The organism is Sulfurimonas marina (genome assembly GCF_014905095.1).
GTDB classification, from domain to species: Bacteria; Campylobacterota; Campylobacteria; order Campylobacterales; family Sulfurimonadaceae; genus Sulfurimonas; species Sulfurimonas marina.
Genome location: NZ_CP041165.1, coordinates 1,188,535 through 1,208,636 on the forward strand (window position 1 = coordinate 1,188,535; position 20,102 = coordinate 1,208,636).

The 20,102-nt window shown below is 35.8% G+C and carries 22 protein-coding genes and 2 pseudogenes; 10 read left to right on the forward strand and 14 right to left on the reverse strand.

All coding sequences use genetic code 11. The features are described 5' to 3' along the window. Positions 1-88: 88 nt before the first annotated feature. Both FJR03_RS11895 and FJR03_RS11900 read right to left on the reverse strand, forming a co-directional pair. On the reverse strand, positions 89-487 hold the full coding sequence (locus FJR03_RS11895) for a CZB domain-containing protein (protein WP_430739134.1): 399 nt from the start codon (positions 485-487) through the stop codon (positions 89-91). Between the two features lie 3 nt (positions 488-490). Then, positions 491-751: pseudogene (locus tag FJR03_RS11900) on the reverse strand (methyl-accepting chemotaxis protein); the annotation flags it as partial. 545 nt (positions 752-1,296) lie between these two features. On the opposite strand from FJR03_RS11900, the gene FJR03_RS06100 reads away from it, so the two are divergent. Beyond that, positions 1,297-2,007, forward strand: a complete 711-nt coding sequence (locus tag FJR03_RS06100) for a DNA alkylation repair protein (protein ID WP_193112646.1) — start codon at positions 1,297-1,299, stop codon at positions 2,005-2,007. Between the two features lie 23 nt (positions 2,008-2,030). Here the strand turns inward: FJR03_RS06100 and FJR03_RS06105 are convergent, their stop codons facing one another. Further along, positions 2,031-2,219: a hypothetical protein gene (locus FJR03_RS06105; protein WP_193112647.1), complete on the reverse strand. Its 189-nt coding sequence runs from the start codon at positions 2,217-2,219 to the stop codon at positions 2,031-2,033. Positions 2,220-2,319: 100 nt separating this feature from the next. Here FJR03_RS06105 and flgA point away from each other — a divergent pair, with 100 nt between their 5' ends. The 7 genes and pseudogenes from flgA (at position 2,320) to cysE (ending at position 8,601) form a co-directional block, all read left to right on the forward strand. Beyond that, positions 2,320-3,195 carry a flagellar basal body P-ring formation chaperone FlgA gene (gene flgA, locus FJR03_RS06110; protein ID WP_193112648.1) on the forward strand — a complete coding sequence of 292 codons (876 nt, stop codon included), beginning with the start codon at positions 2,320-2,322 and terminating at the stop codon, positions 3,193-3,195. Further along, positions 3,192-3,710, forward strand: coding sequence for a UbiX family flavin prenyltransferase (locus tag FJR03_RS06115; protein WP_193112649.1), 519 nt, complete (start codon positions 3,192-3,194; stop codon positions 3,708-3,710). Before flgA ends, FJR03_RS06115 begins: the two co-directional genes overlap by 4 nt. A gap of 10 nt (positions 3,711-3,720) precedes the next feature. Next, a complete protein-coding gene (gene coaD, locus FJR03_RS06120) occupies positions 3,721-4,212 on the forward strand; it encodes a pantetheine-phosphate adenylyltransferase (RefSeq protein WP_193112650.1) in 492 nt (163 codons plus the stop codon). After that, positions 4,197-4,772, forward strand: coding sequence for a dTMP kinase (gene tmk / locus FJR03_RS06125; protein WP_193112651.1), 576 nt, complete (start codon positions 4,197-4,199; stop codon positions 4,770-4,772). Before coaD ends, tmk begins: the two co-directional genes overlap by 16 nt. Before the next feature lie 73 nt (positions 4,773-4,845). Continuing rightward, entirely contained in the window at positions 4,846-6,060 is a 1,215-nt protein-coding gene (hisS, locus tag FJR03_RS06130; RefSeq protein WP_193112652.1) for a histidine--tRNA ligase, read from the forward strand. After that, positions 6,061-7,891 (forward strand): annotated as a pseudogene (gene speA / locus FJR03_RS06135) (biosynthetic arginine decarboxylase). An 8-nt stretch (positions 7,892-7,899) separates the two neighbouring features. Beyond that, a complete protein-coding gene (gene cysE / locus FJR03_RS06140) occupies positions 7,900-8,601 on the forward strand; it encodes a serine O-acetyltransferase (protein WP_193112653.1) in 702 nt (233 codons plus the stop codon). Positions 8,602-8,618: 17 nt separating this feature from the next. On the opposite strand, the gene FJR03_RS06145 is transcribed toward cysE, so the two are convergent. Continuing rightward, complete coding sequence (locus FJR03_RS06145; protein ID WP_193112654.1) at positions 8,619-9,134, reverse strand: ferritin-like domain-containing protein; 516 nt, start codon at positions 9,132-9,134, stop codon at positions 8,619-8,621. A gap of 171 nt (positions 9,135-9,305) precedes the next feature. Here FJR03_RS06145 and FJR03_RS06150 point away from each other — a divergent pair, with 171 nt between their 5' ends. Continuing rightward, positions 9,306-10,475: a pyridoxal phosphate-dependent aminotransferase gene (locus tag FJR03_RS06150; RefSeq protein ID WP_193112655.1), complete on the forward strand. Its 1,170-nt coding sequence runs from the start codon at positions 9,306-9,308 to the stop codon at positions 10,473-10,475. Positions 10,476-10,534: 59 nt separating this feature from the next. On the opposite strand, the gene FJR03_RS06155 is transcribed toward FJR03_RS06150, so the two are convergent. Both FJR03_RS06155 and FJR03_RS06160 read right to left on the reverse strand, forming a co-directional pair. Continuing rightward, positions 10,535-10,930 (reverse strand): DUF2391 family protein, encoded by a 396-nt coding sequence (locus tag FJR03_RS06155; protein WP_193112656.1) that lies wholly within the window; start codon positions 10,928-10,930, stop codon positions 10,535-10,537. A 15-nt stretch (positions 10,931-10,945) separates the two neighbouring features. After that, on the reverse strand, positions 10,946-11,776 hold the full coding sequence (locus tag FJR03_RS06160) for a tetratricopeptide repeat protein (RefSeq protein ID WP_193112657.1): 831 nt from the start codon (positions 11,774-11,776) through the stop codon (positions 10,946-10,948). Between the two features lie 339 nt (positions 11,777-12,115). On the opposite strand from FJR03_RS06160, the gene FJR03_RS06165 reads away from it, so the two are divergent. Further along, a complete protein-coding gene (locus FJR03_RS06165; RefSeq protein WP_193112658.1) occupies positions 12,116-12,334 on the forward strand; it encodes a hypothetical protein in 219 nt (72 codons plus the stop codon). Between the two features lie 58 nt (positions 12,335-12,392). Here the strand turns inward: FJR03_RS06165 and FJR03_RS06170 are convergent, their stop codons facing one another. From FJR03_RS06170 to hypA, 8 genes are all read right to left on the reverse strand, one after another. Continuing rightward, positions 12,393-12,596 (reverse strand): hypothetical protein, encoded by a 204-nt coding sequence (locus FJR03_RS06170; protein ID WP_193112659.1) that lies wholly within the window; start codon positions 12,594-12,596, stop codon positions 12,393-12,395. Positions 12,597-12,644: 48 nt separating this feature from the next. Further along, positions 12,645-13,598, reverse strand: coding sequence for a UDP-3-O-(3-hydroxymyristoyl)glucosamine N-acyltransferase (gene lpxD / locus FJR03_RS06175; protein WP_193112660.1), 954 nt, complete (start codon positions 13,596-13,598; stop codon positions 12,645-12,647). A gap of 1 nt (position 13,599) precedes the next feature. Further along, complete coding sequence (gene ilvN, locus FJR03_RS06180; RefSeq protein WP_193112661.1) at positions 13,600-14,076, reverse strand: acetolactate synthase small subunit; 477 nt, start codon at positions 14,074-14,076, stop codon at positions 13,600-13,602. Then, positions 14,076-15,773 (reverse strand): acetolactate synthase large subunit, encoded by a 1,698-nt coding sequence (locus tag FJR03_RS06185; protein ID WP_193112662.1) that lies wholly within the window; start codon positions 15,771-15,773, stop codon positions 14,076-14,078. The genes ilvN and FJR03_RS06185 overlap by 1 nt, the downstream gene beginning before the upstream one ends. A 128-nt stretch (positions 15,774-15,901) precedes the next feature. Next, entirely contained in the window at positions 15,902-18,031 is a 2,130-nt protein-coding gene (locus FJR03_RS06190; protein WP_193112663.1) for a WD40 repeat domain-containing protein, read from the reverse strand. A 3-nt stretch (positions 18,032-18,034) separates the two neighbouring features. After that, a complete protein-coding gene (gene ilvA, locus FJR03_RS06195) occupies positions 18,035-19,234 on the reverse strand; it encodes a threonine ammonia-lyase (protein ID WP_193112664.1) in 1,200 nt (399 codons plus the stop codon). Positions 19,235-19,242: 8 nt separating this feature from the next. Beyond that, positions 19,243-19,674 carry a CoA-binding protein gene (locus FJR03_RS06200; RefSeq protein WP_193112665.1) on the reverse strand — a complete coding sequence of 144 codons (432 nt, stop codon included), beginning with the start codon at positions 19,672-19,674 and terminating at the stop codon, positions 19,243-19,245. 70 nt (positions 19,675-19,744) lie between these two features. Continuing rightward, positions 19,745-20,086, reverse strand: a complete 342-nt coding sequence (gene hypA, locus FJR03_RS06205) for a hydrogenase maturation nickel metallochaperone HypA (RefSeq protein ID WP_193112666.1) — start codon at positions 20,084-20,086, stop codon at positions 19,745-19,747. Between the last annotated feature and the right edge of the window lie 16 nt (positions 20,087-20,102).

A 20,102-nucleotide genomic window follows, 5' to 3' on the forward strand; every position in this document is an offset into this window, starting at 1 on the left:
ATCCCTTACTTTAATTAAGTATCTATAAATAACAGTTTTATGTATCATAGCACATAATACAAAAAATGGATAGTAGTTTTTCTTATATTTACTGATGTGTGCTTTTAAATGCGTTATAAAGCTCTTCAAAACCTTTTTCACTGGAATGTTCAACAGATTTCATTGTCTCTACTGCTTTATCAAACTCATTTCCTTTCCATAAATCCATAGCTTCTTTGATCGAGTTATGTACATTTGCATGGTGTGTAGATACACTGCTGATCACGTTTGGTACATTTTTAATCTGCTCTTTATTTTCATCGAACCATTTTCCAAATATACAACTGTGTTCATCACCTATAGTTGGACTATCTCCGTTAATAAAGGCATTGTAACCAAGTAGTTTTAAAAGGATATGGTCAAGCTTACCGTTTCCGATACCTATCTCATGAGTAATATTTGAAGTAATTTGGGTAATTCTTTGTGAATTACTAATGACAAATTCCAACTCTGTAAAAAATTCAGATAAAGTTTCCGTCATCTGGTTTGTATTATCTCTAAAAAGCTCAGAAATATCTTGAATATCGGATGTGTTTTGTTTTAGCTGGCTGATGCTTATCTCAACCTCTTGCGTTGCCTTTTGTGTACGTTCAGCTAGTTTTCTAACTTCATCTGCAACCACGGCAAATCCACGTCCGTGTTCACCTGCACGTGCCGCTTCAATGGCAGCATTAAGTGCTAAAAGGTTCGTTTGATCAGAGATATCTTTAATAAGGCTAATAATATCACCGATAGAAGAAACACTGTTATTTAGTGATGCAGCACCGTTATCTAAGTTTACGGCCTCTTGTGCAATTTGTTCAATAGATTCATTGATCGTACTACCATCTTTTTGCACAGTCTCTATTCTGTTACTTGTTCTTCCGTTTAGATCACCCGCTTCATCAAGTGCATCAACAGAAGATTGTAATATATTTCTTACAAAACCTACACCACTTTTATATGATAGTAAAAGCATTTGAATGATTTCATCACGAGCTACAGTCTCTTTTGAAACTGTATGAGCACTACTGCTTTGCTCTTTTTGTGCAAGTAAAGATCTAAGTTCATCTACCTCTTGTCTAAGTCTTTCATTCTCACTTTGAAGCTCTTGTACTTTTGCCTTTTCTCCGTCACAATTACTAAAAAATCCCACGTAAAATCTCCATATATTTTATTACTTGGGTATATGATATATAAATAACCATTAATCCAATCTTTAGTCTAAACCCCCTAAAATATGTGAAAGTATCACTATCTCATATCTTGGGTGCTAAAATGTTTGAACAAATATCTATAGAACTTCAAAACTATATAAATAAAACCTATCAAGAAAGCTACAAAAGTTTTTTCAAAACAAAAAAGGGTGAGTATAGTGCAGAAGATATTTTCTTAGGGATCAAAGTCCCCAAGCTTCGTAAATCTGTTCGAAAACACTTTAAAACACTTTCTTTTGAAGATATAAAAAAGTTTTTATACTCACCCTATCATGAGTATAGGCTTTTTGCTCTTTTGGTTTTAGTTGCCAAGTATCAAGACAAAAACAGTTCAAAAGAGGAACAAAAGAGGATCTATGATTTCTATGTAGAAAATATTTCTCAGGTGAATAACTGGGACTTGGTTGATGTTACAACTTCACACATCATCGGGAAGTATCTATACGGAAAAGAGAAATCAATTCTTTACGATTTTGCCAACTCAAACGATCTATGGCAAAAGAGAATTGCTATTGTAAGTACTTTTTATTTTATCAAACAAGGTTCTTACGAAGATACGCTGAACATTGCAGATATCCTTCTTAACGATACACACGATCTGATCCATAAAGCAGTCGGCTGGGCGATTAGAAACGTTGGAAATAAAAATGAGCAGATTATGTTGGAGTATCTTCAATCGCGATACAAAACTATGCCGAGAACGACACTCCGTTACGCAATTGAGAAATTAGATAAAGAGATACGACAAAAATATCTCAAAGGATTAATATAAAAAAATATATAGTATTTTATATACTAGTCTGAGAGAATAACATTGTCAGCATAAAAAGCGAACTCAATCAATACTCCGCCTACTAAAGAAACAATAGCCAACTCGTTGGTAGTTAAATCAATCAACGATAAGTTCTCCAACGCCATTAGACATAGAAACATAACGAACGAAAAACCAAACCATAAAGCGACAATACCAAAAAACTTTCTCATCTATCTCCCCTTCTCTTTTCACTATATTATCACAATCATTTATAAAAAATGCTAGAATATTATAAATCTTTTTAAAAATAGGATATTTCACTCAATAATTATGTATATCAAAATCATCTTTTTATTACTTTTTGCACTACAACTCTCTGCACTTGAACTGCAAAGAAACTACTTTATCAAAGAAGACACAATAAAACTCTCTCATATCATAGAGGGTGTAAATAGTTCTGATGATCGTGTACTTTTTTCCCTTTCAAATAATAAACATATCAAAAGAGTAACTGCAAAAAAGCTTATCGGTATGCTAAAAAAACTCGGCTACAAAGATATTCATTCAAAATATCCGTATATCCAGTTTAATAAAATAAGCCCTATAGATACAACAAAGGTCAAAGAGTATGTCATAGAACACTATAAGGAAAAGTATAAAGGTATTCTTGTCAAAGATGTTAAGATATATCCTCGTACCTATATGGATACAATGCCTAAAAACTATACTCTGGTAAAACTGCGTTCAAGGGAACATCTCTCAAACGATGGTATTGTAGCAATTAAAACAGATAAAAATAAAAAAATATTTTTCAATTACACGATCCAAGCATATGTAAATACCTTTGTATTAAGAAACGATCTTCAAAGAGATGGGGAGTTATCTACACTAAACACGAGAAAAAATAGTATAATTCTAGACAAATTCAGGGCTATGCCGGTTCAAACGATAGAAAACGGCACTTTAGAGCTTAAACATACAATGAAAAAAGGGGAACTCTTAACTCTGCGTGATGTTGAGTCCCTTGCTTTGATCAGACGAGATTCCTCTGTCAATGTCACCTTACAAAATGGTTCAATTGTGATCTCATTTAGTGCACGAGCACTCCAAGACGGTAGAAAAGGTGATGTTATCTTTGTAGAAAACGACAAAGGGAAGAAGATCAAAGTAGTTGTTGTAGGAAAAAACAAGGCAAAAGTAAAATGAAAATAGTAGTCGCAACAAGCGGAGCAAGCGGAGTAAACCTCGGATTAAAGACGTTAGAGTTACTCCCTGATGAAATAGAAAAACATTTTATTATGAGTGAAAACTCAAAAACCGTACTGCAAAAAGAGCAAAATATCACCTACCACGACAATTCAGATATCTCCGCTAGTGTCGCTTCTGGCTCTTTCGGAGTTGATGCCATGATCATAGCACCATGCAGCATGAATACCTTAGCAAAGATTGCATGCGGGATCAGCGACAACCTTATTACAAGATGTGCAGCAGTGATGATCAAAGAGCAGAAAAAACTGATTTTGGCACCTCGCGAGATCCCTTTTTCGGCTATCGCACTAGAAAATATGCACAAACTTGCAAGCTTGGGGATCATCATTGCTCCCCCTGTAATGGCTTACTACTCCGAACAACAAAACCTCGATGAGATGGAAAACTTTGTGATCGGAAAATGGTTTGATCTACTTGGAATACAAAATAATTTATACAAAAGATGGGAGTAAGAGACTTTAAATGAATACTATAGCACTTTATCCAGGGACATTTGATCCGATTACAAACGGACATTATGACATTATAGAACGGGCAAAAAAGATGTTTGATCACGTTGTTGTTGCTGTTGCAGTTTCTGTAGATAAAAAACCTATGTTTACTCTAGAAGAAAGAATACAAATGGCAGAAGCGGCAACTGCACATTTAGAAGGGGTAAGTGTTGTAGGTTTTGACAATCTAACAATAGAATTAGCAAACGAACACAATGCAAAAGTACTTATCCGCGGGCTTCGAGCCGTTAGTGACTTTGAGTATGAACTACAACTGGGCTATTTAAATAACTCTCTTGATGATACAATTGAGACAGTATATTTAATGCCAAAGCTAAAACACGCATTTGTAAGCTCTTCAATCGTGCGAAATCTTTTAAAATTCAACGGTAAAACAGAACATCTTTTACCGCCTGAGGTCCAAAAAATCATTGGGAGTATGAACTCATGTACATTGCAATAGAGGGGATCGATACTGCCGGGAAAAGTACACAGATAGCTGCACTTGAAAACAGATTTCCAGATGCCGTTATCACTAAAGAACCGGGTGCAACAGAGTTAGGTAAAGAGATACGGGAGCTTGTACTCTCAGCTCGTGCAAAAAGTAAAAAAGCAGAATTCCTACTCTTTTTAGCCGATCGTGCCGAACATCTAAAAGAGGTGATCGAACCAAATATAGATACAAAAATGATCATCTCCGATCGCAGTGCGATCAGCGGTGTGGCATATGCACTGATTCATAATGAAATAGCCCAAGAAGAGCTGGTACACCTAAACAACTTTGCTACAAACAACACCTATCCTGAAAAAGTTTTTTTGCTTCAACTCACAAAAGAGGAGCTTGAGTTCAGACTTTCTCAAAAAGAGCTTGACGGTATAGAACTTCGCGGGAGTGAATATCTTCTTGGAATACAAAATGCAATAATAAAAGCAGCAAAACTTTTAAATATCGAGCTTATCACGATCGATGCAACACAAAGCATAGAGAGTATTACAGAAGAAATATTAACTAATATCAACTAGCATAAAATATTTTATAAAGATAAAAATGGTATCCTTTCATACTTTTTTATAACACCAATTAGTAAGGCAAAAAATGATTAAATCTCTTCGTGGAATGAATGATATTTTAAATGATGACGAGTATAAAAGATACACATATTTTTTAAAAACAGCTACTCAGATTGCTACTCGTTACGGATTCCATTTTATTGAAACACCGATATTAGAAGAAACAGCACTTTTTAAACGTTCAGTAGGTGAGTCTAGTGATATCGTCGGTAAAGAGATGTATCAGTTTACAGACAAAGGTGAAAATGACGTTTGTATGCGCCCTGAAGGTACTGCAGGTGTTGTTCGTGCATTTATCCAAAATAAATTTGATCGTGCAGGCGGAATCCACAGATATTTTTACCACGGACCGATGTTTCGTTATGAAAGACCGCAAAAAGGTCGTTTAAGACAATTCCATCAGTTTGGATGTGAGAGTTTCGGAGTAGATTCTGTTTATGAAGATGCTACTATTATCATGATGATTAGCGACATTTTAAAAGAGCTTGGAATCGGCTACCGTCTTCAACTTAACTCTTTAGGTGATCACAACTGTATGCCTGAGTATCGTCAAAACCTTGTCAACTTTATTGAAAGTGTTGAAGATGAGATCTGTGAAGATTGTGTAAGAAGAAAATCAACAAACCCTATCCGTGTACTTGATTGTAAGAACGATAAATGTAAATCTCTATACGTTAAAGCTCCGAGACTGATCGATTCTTTATGTGAAACTTGTGAAAGCGACTTTGAACAACTCAAAAAGATCTTAGATAAAAGCGGCATCGAATACGAGATCGATACAAACCTTGTTCGCGGACTGGATTACTACTCAAAAACTGCTTTTGAGTTTGTAAGTGATAATATCGGATCTCAGAGTGCAATTGCAGGTGGTGGTAGATATGACAGACTTGTAGAGTTCTTAGATGGACGCGCAACTGCTGCCGTTGGTTTTGCAATGGGAATTGAGAGACTTTTAGAGCTCATCGAGATGCCAGAGGAGAAACGCAGCGGTTACTACATCGGTGCTATGGATGATGAAGCGCTTGAGCTTGTATTGAACATTACACATAAAAAAAGAGCTACAAAACAAGTTACTTGTGAATATAAAACTAAAAACCTGAAAAACCACCTCAAAGGTGCAGACAAAGTTAATGCAAGATTTTGTTGTGTTATCGGGACAAACGAAATAGAAAATAAAACTATATGGGTGAAAGACTTAGAAACTAAAACGGAAGAGACAATTAAACTAGAGGACTTCTAATTGAAAAATTTCGGTATTGACATCTGGTCAAATAAAAACTTTTTAATCGAAAACGGTGAGATCAAGCTCAACTACAAATCTATGCCTTCACTATACGAAATCATAAATAATATTCGTGAAAAAAATGTTAAGGGACCTACAGTTCTGAGGTTCCCGCACCTTATTAAAAAGCAAATCTCAACTCTTTATAATTACTTTGAAAAAGCGATTAAAGAGAATAATTATGAAGGAAAATTTCAAGCAGTTTTTCCCCTCAAAGTAAATCAGTTTCCTGCTGTTGTAGAAGCTATTACTCTTAAAGGCGAAGAGTACAACTACGGCCTTGAAGCCGGGAGTAAAGCTGAACTTATCCTTGCAATGGCAAAGACTCCAAAAGAAGCCAATATCACTGTAAACGGTTTCAAAGATGAAGAGATGATTACACTTGGTTTTATGGCTGCACAAAGCGGTCATAAAATCACTATTACGATCGAAGGGCTAAATGAACTTGAGACGATCATAGAAGTTGCGAAAAAATCAACACTGAAAGTTCCAAATATCGGTATCCGTATACGTCTTCACAGTGCCGGTAGCGGTATTTGGGCAAAAAGTGGCGGTATGGATGCAAAATTCGGTCTTACTTCTACTGAAATTTTAGAAGCTGTAAAACTTTTGAAAGAAGCTGACCTGCTTGACAGTTTAAGCATGATCCACTTTCATATCGGCTCACAAATGGCAGATATTGCCCCTTTGAAAAAAGCGTTACGTGAAGCTGGACATATCTATGCAGAACTAAAAATGATGGGTGCAAACGGCTTGAAAAACATCAATATCGGTGGTGGACTTGCTGTTGAATATGATCAACAATGAAACTTCATGCACACGCAACTACTCTATAGATGAATTTTCAAGTTCTGTTGTATTTCTCATTGGTGAAATTATGAACTCTAAAGGGGTTGAACATCCAGATATCTTTACGGAATCTGGACGTTTTATAGTCGCTTCACATGCAGTGCTTATAACACCGGTTCTTGAACTCTTTTCTCAAGATTATCAGGAAAAATCTCTAGATTTCAAAGAGTTAAATCCACCTCTTGTTGAAGAACTTATTGAGCTAAATCGTCTCTTAACTAATGCGAACTGTATTGAGTACCTTCACGATGCACTTGATCATATGGAATCACTTTTTACACTTTTTGATCTCGGTTACATCGACTTACAAGACAGATCAAATGCAGAGATTTTAGTACATAACATTATCAAAAAAGCGCTTTACCTGAAATCTTCTAATCCAACAAATGAGTTAGAACAGCTGCAAAACCAGCTTCAGGAACGCTACTTGATCAATGCATCTATCTTCCAATCTTTACCGGATTATTGGGGTCTGGGGCAATATTTTCCTGTAATGCCGATCCATCACCTTAATACTCCCCCACTTCGTGCTGCATCACTTTGGGATATTACATGTGACAGTGACGGTGAAATAGAATTTGATCCTGAACGTCCTTTATACCTGCATGATATAAATATTGATGAAGATGATTATTTTCTGGCATTTTTTAATGTCGGTGCATATCAAGAGACTCTAGGAATGCAACATAATCTTTTTACAAAACCTAATGAGTATACAGTAGAGATTGATGATAACGGATATAAAATCATTAATGAAATAGAATCAAAGAACATCCTTGATATCCTCGATGATATCGGTTATAACAAAGAAGAAATTTTAAATAAGCTTAAAAGTGATCTCGAAAGTAGCAGTTTTATCACAGAGAAAGAAAAAAGTGATACACTATCGAAGCTAGAGATATATTTGAATCAAAACGGCTATTTAAGAACTACAAACTAAGGTATTTTATGGGTATTTTCGCGCTAATTAAAGAAGACTTTTCCAATGCTTACAAAAACGATCCGGCATTAAGTTCTAAACTCGAGTTCTTATTTAATTATCCAGGTGTTTGGGCTATTGCATGGTACAGAGTTGCACATAAACTGTATATGTCAAACTTTAAAGGGTTAGCCAGAATTTTAATGGGGCTTGCTCAAATAATGACAAATATTGACATCCACCCCGGAGCACAAATAGGTAGACGTGTATTTATCGATCACGGTACAGGTGTAGTTATCGGGCCAACGACTATTATTGAAGATGATGTACTGATCTATCAAGGGGTAACACTAGGTGGTGTATCTCTTACTCACGGAAAACGTCACCCTACTATTAGAAAAGGTGTAGTTATAGGTGCCGGTGCTAAAGTTCTCGGTAATATTGAGATTGGTCAAGATGCAAAGATAGGTGCAAATTCTGTTGTTGTAAAAGCTGTTCCATCTTGTTCAACTGCTATCGGCATCCCTGCACACGTGATAGAAAAAGGAAGATGTAAAGATCCGTTTATGCACAATATGCTTCCGGATATCAATAAAGAGATGTTTGAGTACCTGCTTAAACGTGTTGCAATACTTGAACATATTCTTGTTGAAGACAATAAAGAGCTTCTCGATCAAGATCTAGAGCTTGAACATATCTACGACTCTTTTATTAAATCGATGAAAAGTTAATGAGAAAAACTCATTAACTAATTCATATTTGATTTAATACTTTCAATAAAATCAGCTATATCATCGTGAAGTGCTTGTAAGTCTTCTTCATGTTCCACTTCATCGGCTAAAATCTCATTGACCATATTATAAGTGATAATATCTTTATCTTTTACAATCTCAGCAATGTTAGAATAAGTACTAATTGCACACTGTTCCCCTTTGATCGAATCATCTAATATTGCTACAACATCAAAGTTCTTCGGTTCTTCGTAACCGCAATTTGTTTGAGTAAACCACTCTTTTGGATTTAAGATAGGGGTACCTCCAAGTTGCAAAATTCTATCTGCAACCATATTGGCATGTCGAAGTTCATCAGTAGCATGTTGTGTCAACTCTGCAATTGCGGCATCTTTCATAATCCCCTTGACAACTTTTGCTTCTATAAAGTACTGATAGTATGCAAGCCATTCATCTGCATAGGCTTTGTTTAAAAGTCTTATAACTTCATCAATTTCTACACCCTTGATTATCGAGTTTCCACGTACAGCCATCTGATCTCCTTCTAATTTTCATTGTTTGTATCCATAAACTATATAACACCCACCCTTAAAGGAAAATAATTATTATCTACCAATTATTTTAGTAAAAATTGTTCGAAAAAAGAGTCTCACTTAAGCAATATATTTGTATAATTGCTGATTATTTTCACCTAAAGGGTTGTAATGCTAACAAATCGCATAAATACACTATCTGAATCTATTACTATAGCTATTTCTACATTAGCTCAGGAACTAAAAGCAGAAGGGAAAGATATCCTTAGCTTTTCTGCCGGTGAACCGGACTTTGATACACCGCAAGTTATTAAAGATGCTGCTATTAAAGCTATTAATGATGGTTTTACAAAATATACTGCTGTTGATGGTATTCCAGCGCTTAAAAATGCTGTTATAGACAAACTTAAAAGAGAAAACGGGATCACTTACGCACCGAACCAAGTAATTGTAAACAATGGTGCAAAGCATTCACTTTTCAATCTTTTTTCTGCAACTATTGAAGAAGGTGATGAAGTTATTATCCCAGCTCCGTATTGGGTAACTTATCCAGAGTTAGTAAAATACTGTGGCGGTACTGTAGTTGAGATTGAAACTCAAGATACTACAGGTTTTAAGATCACTCCGGAGCAGTTAAAAGCTGCTATCACAGATAAAACGAAAATGTTAATTTTAACTACTCCGTCAAATCCAACAGGTGCAGTATATTCAAAAGCTGAACTAGAAGCGTTAGCGGAAGTGTTAAAGGGTACAGATATTTTAGTAGCATCTGATGAGATGTATGAAAAACTTGTATATGATGGAGAATTTACATCAGCTGCAAGCATTAGTGATGATATGTTTAAACGTACGATTACGATCAACGGTTTATCAAAATCGGTTGCAATGACTGGATGGCGTTTTGGTTATATGGCTGCAGCAGATGCGGAGCTAATCAAAGCTACTAAAAAATTACAGTCTCAAAGTACGTCAAACATCTCTTCTATTACTCAAATGGCAGCGATTACAGGTCTTGACGGTTCTGCTGATGCTGATATTGAGATGATGAGAAAAGAGTTTGCAGCACGTCGTGATGAAGCTGTAAAACTTTTTAACGAAGTAGACGGTTTAAGTGTACTTAAACCAGACGGTGCATTTTATCTATTTGTAAATATTAAAGAGGTAAGTAACGATTCTCTTACATTTGCGAAAGATCTTCTAGCTAAGAAAAATGTTGCTGTTGTACCGGGCGTTGGTTTTGGTAGTGAAGGTTACTTCAGATTTTCATTCGCAACAGATATCAACTCAATCAGAGAAGGTATCAAAAGAATCGAAGAGTTTGTAAAAGAATTCAAAGCATAATAATTATATCTTTTAAGTATATCTGTTGCTTACAACAGATATGCTAAGATATATTTTTCTTACTCCTTATCAAAACTATCAACAACGATAGCTCCCATAGACGCAGGCATAGTAATCAAAATCAATCTCTTTATAGCTATAAGCGGCTCATCGATAAGTGGAAACTTATTTAAAGAAAACAACACTAAAGCAACCACCAAAGCAGCTATAAAATAAGCAATAAAGATTCTTAAAATAAAGATATAGTAACGTTTTGACACTATCCCCTGAAATACACTGTAATATGCATAAGTTCCTAAAAATGATATTGACAAAAGAAATACTACCAATAAATTAACTACAGGAAGAGTCTCCCCCATTCTCCAAGCCTCTTCCGAAAAAGAGATGGGAACAGCCAAAGCAAATGCCCCTATCGCTATTTGACTAATATCTTCAGAGTTAATACTAAGATTCACAGCAGACTCCCCATATTATGTATTTTTAGTTTGATACCGGCTTAAAAGCTTTTGAAAACGTTCATTTTCATGCAGGTCTATAAACTCTTTTTCACTTAATATCTCGTCTGTATAGTTTTCGTTCAACTCTAATGCTTTTTCAAGATCATCAATCGCATTATCTGAGAACTTTAAAACCGAGTATGCACAAGCTCTTTGATAATAAGCATTGGGATATTCCGGATCGATATTTATAGACTGATTAGAAAGGCTTAATGCCCAGTTAGCTTCCCCTAAATCAAGTGCCGCATCAGCTTTATAACTGATAGCTTCAGGATCTTGAGGTCTTATTTTCAATATTTGATCGTAGATTTCTATTTTTCCATATGGAGTTTGTTCTAATCCTGCACGCATCCAAAGTGAATGAATAGTGTTTGTCTTGGCAATCTCCTCCTGATTACTTAACACTTGGCGCGATCTCCTTTCCAAATCATGCTCAAGCAACTGCATTCTTTTCTCATTTTCATCAATCACTTTACTGATGCGTTCATCTACAGTTATTCGAATACGTTCATTAATATCTCGAAAAGAGTTCCAGCCTAAAAACACAAGAATAGAAGTAGCTGCAGCAATAATGTAAAACATATTGTTAATTGTTGACGTCGCATAATCTATCGCTTTGTTTGAAACACTCAACTCTTTTTCAGTCAGTGTTTCATGCATCTCCACACCCAGTTTTCTATTTTCTTCCCTAAGCGTTTTTATCTCGTTTAAAATATAGTTTTCAACAAACGGAGTGTAAAGTGGCTTGTCAAGTTGCTCTATCTTTTCAGGCACTTTCGTTTCATTGGCTGTAGCAGCAAACACAGATATACTAAAGAGAAATAATAAGCTCGAAATCAGGATATTTTTTAACATGGAACGAGTATAACATAGTTATTTAAATTTTTCATATTTTGAAAATAAAAATGCTAAATGCTCAAAATGAGATATAAAGAGACTATAAAATATATCTAAGGTATCAAAACACAATCGAAGAGTTTGTAAAGGAACTGTAACTATTCTGTAAATAAGGGCTCTTCACCCCTTATCTATTTTTATCTCCCCTATTTTCACAAAAAATCCCATTTTTATATCCCTGTAAGTTGACTAGATGTACACTCATATATATTACTTTTAGTAATAAAATTACAAAAAGGTTACATTATGGCTAAAGCTAAGAAAAAAGAGGAAGAAAAAGAGGCTCTTAAAAAAGCTAAGAAGAAAGCTGCTAAAAAAGCAAAAAAGAAAGCAGAGAAAAAAGAGAAAGAAAAAAAGGCCAAAAAGAAAAAAGTTGCTGCAAAGAAAAAAGTAAAAGCAGAAAAAAAAGAGAAGAAAAAAAATCGTGACAAAAAAAAGTCTAAAGAGAAAAAATCTAAGAAGTAGTTCTTTCAACTAAAAAGAGGAAACTTCTTCCCTCTTTTTAACCCCTTTGTTATTAAAATTATTTTATAGCTTTTAGAGCTTCAATAACTTCATCTACATTTGCTAAAGGGATATGTACTTTCCATTCAGGATTATCTGCATTACCATCTAACGAGATACCGATACTCGCAACTGTAGCACTGTTAGGACCATATGGTTCTTCAATTTTTGTTACAGATATAACACCGTTATTTGTTCCACTTAAAGCAATAGTTTGAGACATAACAAACCTCCTAAATTGATTATAGGATTAGTTTATCTAATAATCTATTTACTTTTTCAAAAGTCTGGAAAGTGTCCCTTGTAGTTTTAACCACATTTTATGATCCATTAATGGAAAGCCTGCAAAAGTTTTACCACTTTCTGTGATAGTTTTTGTCACGCCGCTACGTGCCGCAAAAGTGTTAAAATCACCTGTATGTAAATGCCCTGCCGTACCACTTTGTGCACCGAAAACGTTGTTACGTCCTATAATAGATGAACCAGCCATACCTGTTTGAGCAGCAAATACACTTCCCTCACCTATTACACAGTTATGTGCAACCTGGATCAGATTATCAAGTCTTGCACCTTTTTTGATATGAGTGGAACCAAAAACAGCTCTGTCGATAGAAACGTTTGAACCAATCTCAACATCATCTTCAATTACAACATTACCGTTATGATAGATCTTTTTATGTTGCCCTAGTCTGTTTGATGCAAAACCAAAACCGTCACTTCCAACTACAGTACCTGCATGGATAATACAATCAGAACCAACTTTACAATCTCTGTATACCACTACATTTGGATAAAGGATAGTATTGTCCCCGATCTCAGATCCAGAACCTACATATACTCCAGCCATGATTGTACAGTTATTACCGATCTTTGCGCCATTTGCAATCTCGGCTTTTTCTGAGATATCACACCCTTCGCCTATAACAGCTTTTAAAACATCTTTATCTTCAACAGGGGCAGAAAAGTATTTTGACAACACTGCCATCTGCCAGTATGTATCTTCAACTACTAAAGCAACACAACCCTCAGGTACATACTCTTTTGTTTTTTCATTTACGATAATAGCAGCAGCCTTTGAAGCTGCCATATCTTTTACGTACTTTGCATTAGCGATAAAAGAGAGCTGCTCTTCTGTTGCATCTTTAAGTGTATTCATAGAGCTGATTTCACGATCAGCTCCAGAAAATTCAGCACCGATTATTTGTGCGATTTCACTTAACTTCATACTATCTCTCTAATGCTACTGCACCGCTTCTTACGATCTCTTTTGGATTGTATCTTTTCATAGAGTTTAAGAAGTTGTCGATTCTTTTTGGCTCATCTGCAACCATTGCGATCACTGTTGTTTCACCTGCATTTACGATCTTTCCGTTATATGCTTCACAAATAGTATTAATATCACTTAAGTTTTCAGTGATATCAAATTTAACAAGTGCCATCTCTTTTTCAACCATATCTTCATGCTCATATACACGAAGAACAGGAATAAGTTTATGCAGCTGCTTTGTGATCTGCTCCATAGTTTTTACAGAACCCAAAGTTGCAATCGTAATACGAGAGTACTTTGTATCAGGGATAGGTGCAACAGTTAATGATGAGATGTTATATCCACGTCCAGAGAAAAGGTCTGTAATACGAGATAATACACTCGCTTCATTAACTACGATAACTGAGATTACTCTCCTTGCATTATCAGTCGTCATTACTTATCCTCCTTTTTCTCTAATAACATCATATTAAATAAACTTCCTCCGGCAGGAACCATTGGAAGAACGTTCTCAAATCTCTCAACAACAACATCGATAAATGCAACAACATTTTTCTCTACAGCATCTTTAAGTGCTGCATCAAATTCCTCTTTTGTACTAACTCTGTAACCTACTCCGCCAAATGCCTCTGCAAGTTTTACAAAGTCCGGCTGCATAGAAAGGTCAGTTTCTGAGTGACGCTTATCGTAGAAAAGTGTCTGCCACTGACGTACCATACCTAAGAAGTTGTTGTTTAGAATAATATTGATAACCGGAAGTTTCTTTTCAACTGCCGTCATTAATTCTTGAACATTCATAAGGATTGAACCGTCACCCGTAAAGTTTACACTTACTTTTTCAGGCGCTGCAGATTTTACACCCATTGCAGCAGGGAAACCAAATCCCATAGTACCTAATCCACCAGAACTTGCAAACTGACGAGGTCTGCTAAACGGATAGAACTGTGCTGTCCACATTTGGTGCTGTCCAACGTCCGTAGAGATATTTGCATCGTCACCAAGAAGCTCTCCAACTCTTTGAATAACCCATTGCGGTTTAATTCTCTCACTATCTTCATGGAAAGTTAGAGGATGAAGTGCATCAAAATTCTCAATAGTTTCTCTCCAAGACTCATATCTTGAACCATCTATAGAGTCAGCTTGTGCTAACATCTCATTAACAACATTTTTAACATCACCAACGATTGGAAAGTCAGCATTTACAAGCTTCGAGATACTTGCCGGATCGATATCTACATGGATAACTCCCGCATTTTTAGCAAATTCGCTTAGTTTACCAGTTACACGGTCATCAAATCTAGCCCCTAAAGCAATGATAAGGTCAGTTTCACTCATCGCCATATTTGAAGCGTATGAACCATGCATACCGAGCATTCCTACAAGGTACTTATCATCATGTGACAATGTACCGCGAGCCATGAAAGTTTCAACTGCAGGGATCTGAGTCTTATTTACAAGCTCTCTTACATCATATGCTGCATTTGAGTTAATAACACCACCACCAAGGTAGAAAAGCGGACGTTTAGCACTTGCTATCGCTTCCATAGCTTTTTTAATCTGGCGAGGATTTCCCTTAACATTTGGCTTGTATGTCTCTAAATCTAGTTCAATATCATAGTTGAACTCTTCGATCTGAGCCGTAACATCTTTTGGAATATCAACATGAACAGGACCCGGACGACCTGAAGAAGCGATATAAAAAGCTTCTTTAAGTACACGAGGCAAATCTTTTGCATCTGTAACTAAATAGTTGTGTTTAGTACAAGAGCGGCTGATTCCAACTGCATCGATCTCCTGAAACGCATCTGTTCCGATTAAACTCATAGGAACCTGTCCTGAGATAACAACTAAAGGGATTGAATCCATATACGCATCAGCTAAACCTGTAACTGCATTCGTAAAACCAGGTCCACTTGTAATCATAGCGACGCCGACTTTTCCACTAGCTTTTGAATATCCTTCTGCAGCATGTACTGCTGCTTGTTCATGACGAGTAAGAATGTGTTGAAAACCATCTTGTTTGTATATCTCGTCATAGACATTCATTATCGCTCCACCAGGGTAGCCAAAAACTGTGTCTACACCTTCGGCGATTAGTGCTTCGATAACCATCTGTGCGCCACTAATTTGCATGAAAAGTCTCCTAATTTTTTTATATTTATGTAAAAGTTTTGGATTATACTTAAATGAAGCTATATTTTAAGTTAAAAATTCAGACTTCTTGTAAAACTATATAAAGTATGAGGAAAATATAAATTTATCTACTCTAAAATAGATCTCATTATCATAGAAGGTCTCCAACGTGACTGAGAGCCTTTTGGAAGTAGTTCGAGATTGAGTTTTGTTTCCGGATAATATTCTTTAAAAGTCTCGTAAAAGTTATCTATCTGATCTGTTTCACCAAATAAAGAGAGGTAGTTTTTGACACCTTTTTCAATACTGCTTTGCACAACTCTATTATTTACGGCATTTTCTAACTGAGAGATATAACACCAAGAAAAAATTGTCGCTAGTGACATATGTTTAGAGTTGATGTTTAGATACTTTTCAAGCACTTTTTTAACACCTATTACATCTCCTGTAACCGCATAGGTATTAGCTATACTTACATCTTCATTCCATTGGTCTTGAAGCCATTTCCCTTCTGGAGTCTCTTGAATATCTTCAAGCTGAGCCATTGCATCGTAAGCATCTGCCATATTATTGGATTTTACGGCTAAATAAAATTTTTGTTTTACTTCAATATCTTTAAGGATCTCCAGTGATTCCTCTTTAAAATCATCAAAATCTTTTAAAACACTCAAAAGTTTTCCCGCAGTATGTAAATCTTCTTGTGCGAGCGCATCATGAGCTTTTATATACAGGTTGTCTGAAAAACTCATTAATGTCGTATATTCAGGCAATTCTGTTAAAAAAGGATTTTGTTTAATCAGCTGCATTGCGATTTTAAAATCTTTTTTAGAGATAGACTCTCTAAATCTTAAATAGATAGCTGATTTTGTAAATAGTTCTTGAATAAACTTCGTCTTTTCACTGATCCCACGATACGGCATCAGCATATCTTTTGCACTTTGTAAAGTTTTTGGATTGAGCATCATTTTCTGTGCTTTTGCAAATGAAGTTTTCCATTTTGTCTCAAGAGCTCTGTAGATTTTTGTATCTTTATATACAGGAAAAGAGTTAGCCAAAGAGTATGCAAGAGCCAACTTATTGTTTCTCGCATTATCTACAAACTTTGGATACTGTGCATAGTCCAGATAAAGCTTTTGTATTATTTTATTTTTTGAAGGGATATCTTTAAACTGGTTAAGTAACAGTTCTGCTCTGCTTCTGTCTCCGTTTTCAAGTGCAATTTTCGCTTTTTCTAATGTTTTTTCCCATAAGTTTGAAACAAGTTCATATACATTTGTGTATCTTAAAAGCGGATTTTTTTCTATCTCATCCTGAATCGCTTCAAACTTCTTATTTTTAAGCAAATTCTTGATCTCTTCAAGCCCTTCAAAGATATCATAATAGATTAAAAAACCATCTTCCGTACCAATGATAAGCTCATTTTTTTCTCCGTCAAACTCCATCGCCGTAATAGGTGATGTCATTTTAATAAACCTAGTAGATATAGCCTCATAAGTGTTGAGATCATACACAAGTACATACCCTAAATGTGTCCCTAAGAACAGGAACCTTTCATCCTCACTGATCACCATCTGACGAACTTCGTCATGGATACCTTGTAATCTTGTGATCACTTTTGATGTGTGGATATTCCATATGATGGCTTTTGAATCTTTATCTATACTAATAAGCTTGTTTTTATTAAAGAACTTAATCTTCATTACCGGAGCCCCGTGAGCTCTAAGCCGATCTTTATGTGTCATTGTAACAAGGTTATAAACAGATATTTTTCTGTCATAACTAGCCGTTGCTACCCAATTGGCATTTTTTGAAAATGTAATATCGTTAATAGTATCTATATGGGAAGGAAGCGTAAACATCAGCTTGCCGCTTTTTACATCGACAGCAAAGATTTTTCCGTCATCGCCGCCTGAGAGCATAAATCTGTTTAAAGGGTCAATTGCTACACACGATGCCTCACCGTGATGTCTATCAACTTTAGCTACAAGTTTCTTTGTTTTTGCATTGTAAAGTCTGGACTCTCTGGCATCAGCAGACAAAGAGGCAAGATAGTACTGATCCTGACTAAAATCAACAACATTTGTCCTATAGTCTTTATGCTCAATACCCGCTTTAAATCCATCAATAAGAGAGAGTGAATCGTTATTAAAAAATCGGATGGTAGTTTCATTATCTATTACTAAAAGTGTGTTGCCTTCTTTATACAGTTTTAACAATAAGACAGGTTTAACAACACTTTTACTTTTGATAACTTTCATAATCTACCTGATATACCCTTCCGATTTTAAAGCTGCATAGATCTCATCTTGATGCTCTTTACCTTTTGTTTCCACATGTACAGTTACATTCGCATCACCATAATCAAGTGACACTGATGTTCTATCGTATGCAATATGAACTATATTTGCATTTAAACCATTTAAAATCTCTGTAAAACGCATCAATGAACCCGGCTTATCTATCAGCGTAACAGTTAGATTCATTTTACGATGTGATTTGATCAAACCTTTTTCGATGATCACTGAAAGCAAGGTCACATCCATGTTACCGCCGCTTAAAACAACAGCTACATTTTTATCTTTTATATCTTTTACTTTATCGTGTAAAAGTGCTGCAACACCAACTGCTCCAGCACCTTCTACAACAAGTTTTTGCTTCTCTAAAAGGTATAAAATTGCACTTGCGATCTCTTCATCATCTACACTGATTACTTCATCTACATATTGCAGGGCATAGTCAAGTGTTATTTTTGATGTATCACGAACAGCTATACCATCGGCAATTGTGCGAACTTTTGTAGTATCTACGGCAGTTTTCAACTCATATGATTGTTTAAATGCAGGTGCTCCACTTGCACTAACACCTATCACTTTGGTACTTGGAGAGAGTGCTTTGATCGCAGTTGCAATACCTGCGATCAGACCACCACCACCAATAGGGATGATCACAGCGTCAAGTTTGTCGCAGTTCTCTAAGATCTCTAAACCAACTGTACCCTGTCCTGCGATTACATCTTCATCTTCAAAAGGATGAACAAATGTCAGATCGTTCTTTTGTGCATAATCCATTGCATAACCGTATGCTTCATCATAGTTTGTTCCGTGCAGTACAACTTCTGCACCGTAATGTTTTACACCGTTTACTTTTGTCAGCGGTGTAGATTCCGGCATTACAATTACCGCTTTAATTCCAAAACGACTAGCTGAAAGAGCTACACCCTGTGCATGGTTCCCGGCACTAGCAGCTATTACACCTTTTGCACGTTCGTCATCAGAAAGAGAGGCTATTTTATTGTAAGCGCCGCGAATTTTAAAAGCACCCGTGATTTGAAGGTTCTCTTTTTTTAAAAAGATATTTGCGTTTGTTACTTCACTCAAATATGGTGCAGAAGCAAGAGGAGTCTTAACAACAACTCCCTCAATGCGCTTCTGTGCTTGTTTTATAGTTTCTAAATTTACCAAAAATATCCCTAGCTACAAAGGTTTCTATGATCAACCATTGCACATTGATTCTGTACAACTTTCATACCGGCATTTTTTGCTTTCTCAGCAGCAGCATTGTTTACTATACCTTTTTGCGCCCAAAAAACATCAATGTCACCACGCTCAATACATGCATCTGCAATCGGGTCTAACGCATTAGGCTTTCTAAAAATATTTACCATATCTACTTTAAATGGGATCTCTTTTAAACTTCTATATACTTTTTCACCAAGAATCTCATCCTCTTTTGGATAAACAGGTACTATTTTATACCCTTGAGCCTGCATATAAGCCGCTACTCTATGAGAATCTTTTTCAGGATTTGGAGACAAACCTAAAACTGCAATAGTTTTAACACTATCAAAAATCTCTTTCACTTCATCCATATTAGAATTTACCGTTGGAAATTCGCACTCCATAATTATCCTTTACTTTCTGTTTTTAATGTGATTATATCGAAAATTCTTGAAGATTTACAGGTAATAGGCGTTATTGCATCTCTAAACTCATAAGATACATATCTTCGCCGTCTATCACCTCTACATTTGTAGATTCGCACTCAGGGCAGCAATAATGGATTTTTTCCAGAGTGTTTTCTTCACCACATGAATTACAGCGGATCACAACAGGCTGTATCTGTATGATAAATTCAGCCTCTTCACAGATGGTTTTCTCTTTAAAACTATTAAAGGCGACTTCAAACAGATGGATTTCAATACCGCTCATCACCCCTATTTTTGTAACGATTTTTGTGACCTTTGAAGCTTGATTCTCTTTTGCAAGATCTTCAACTTGTTCCAACAAAGCCTGTACTACGCTATATTCATGCACAACATGTTCCCTTGAA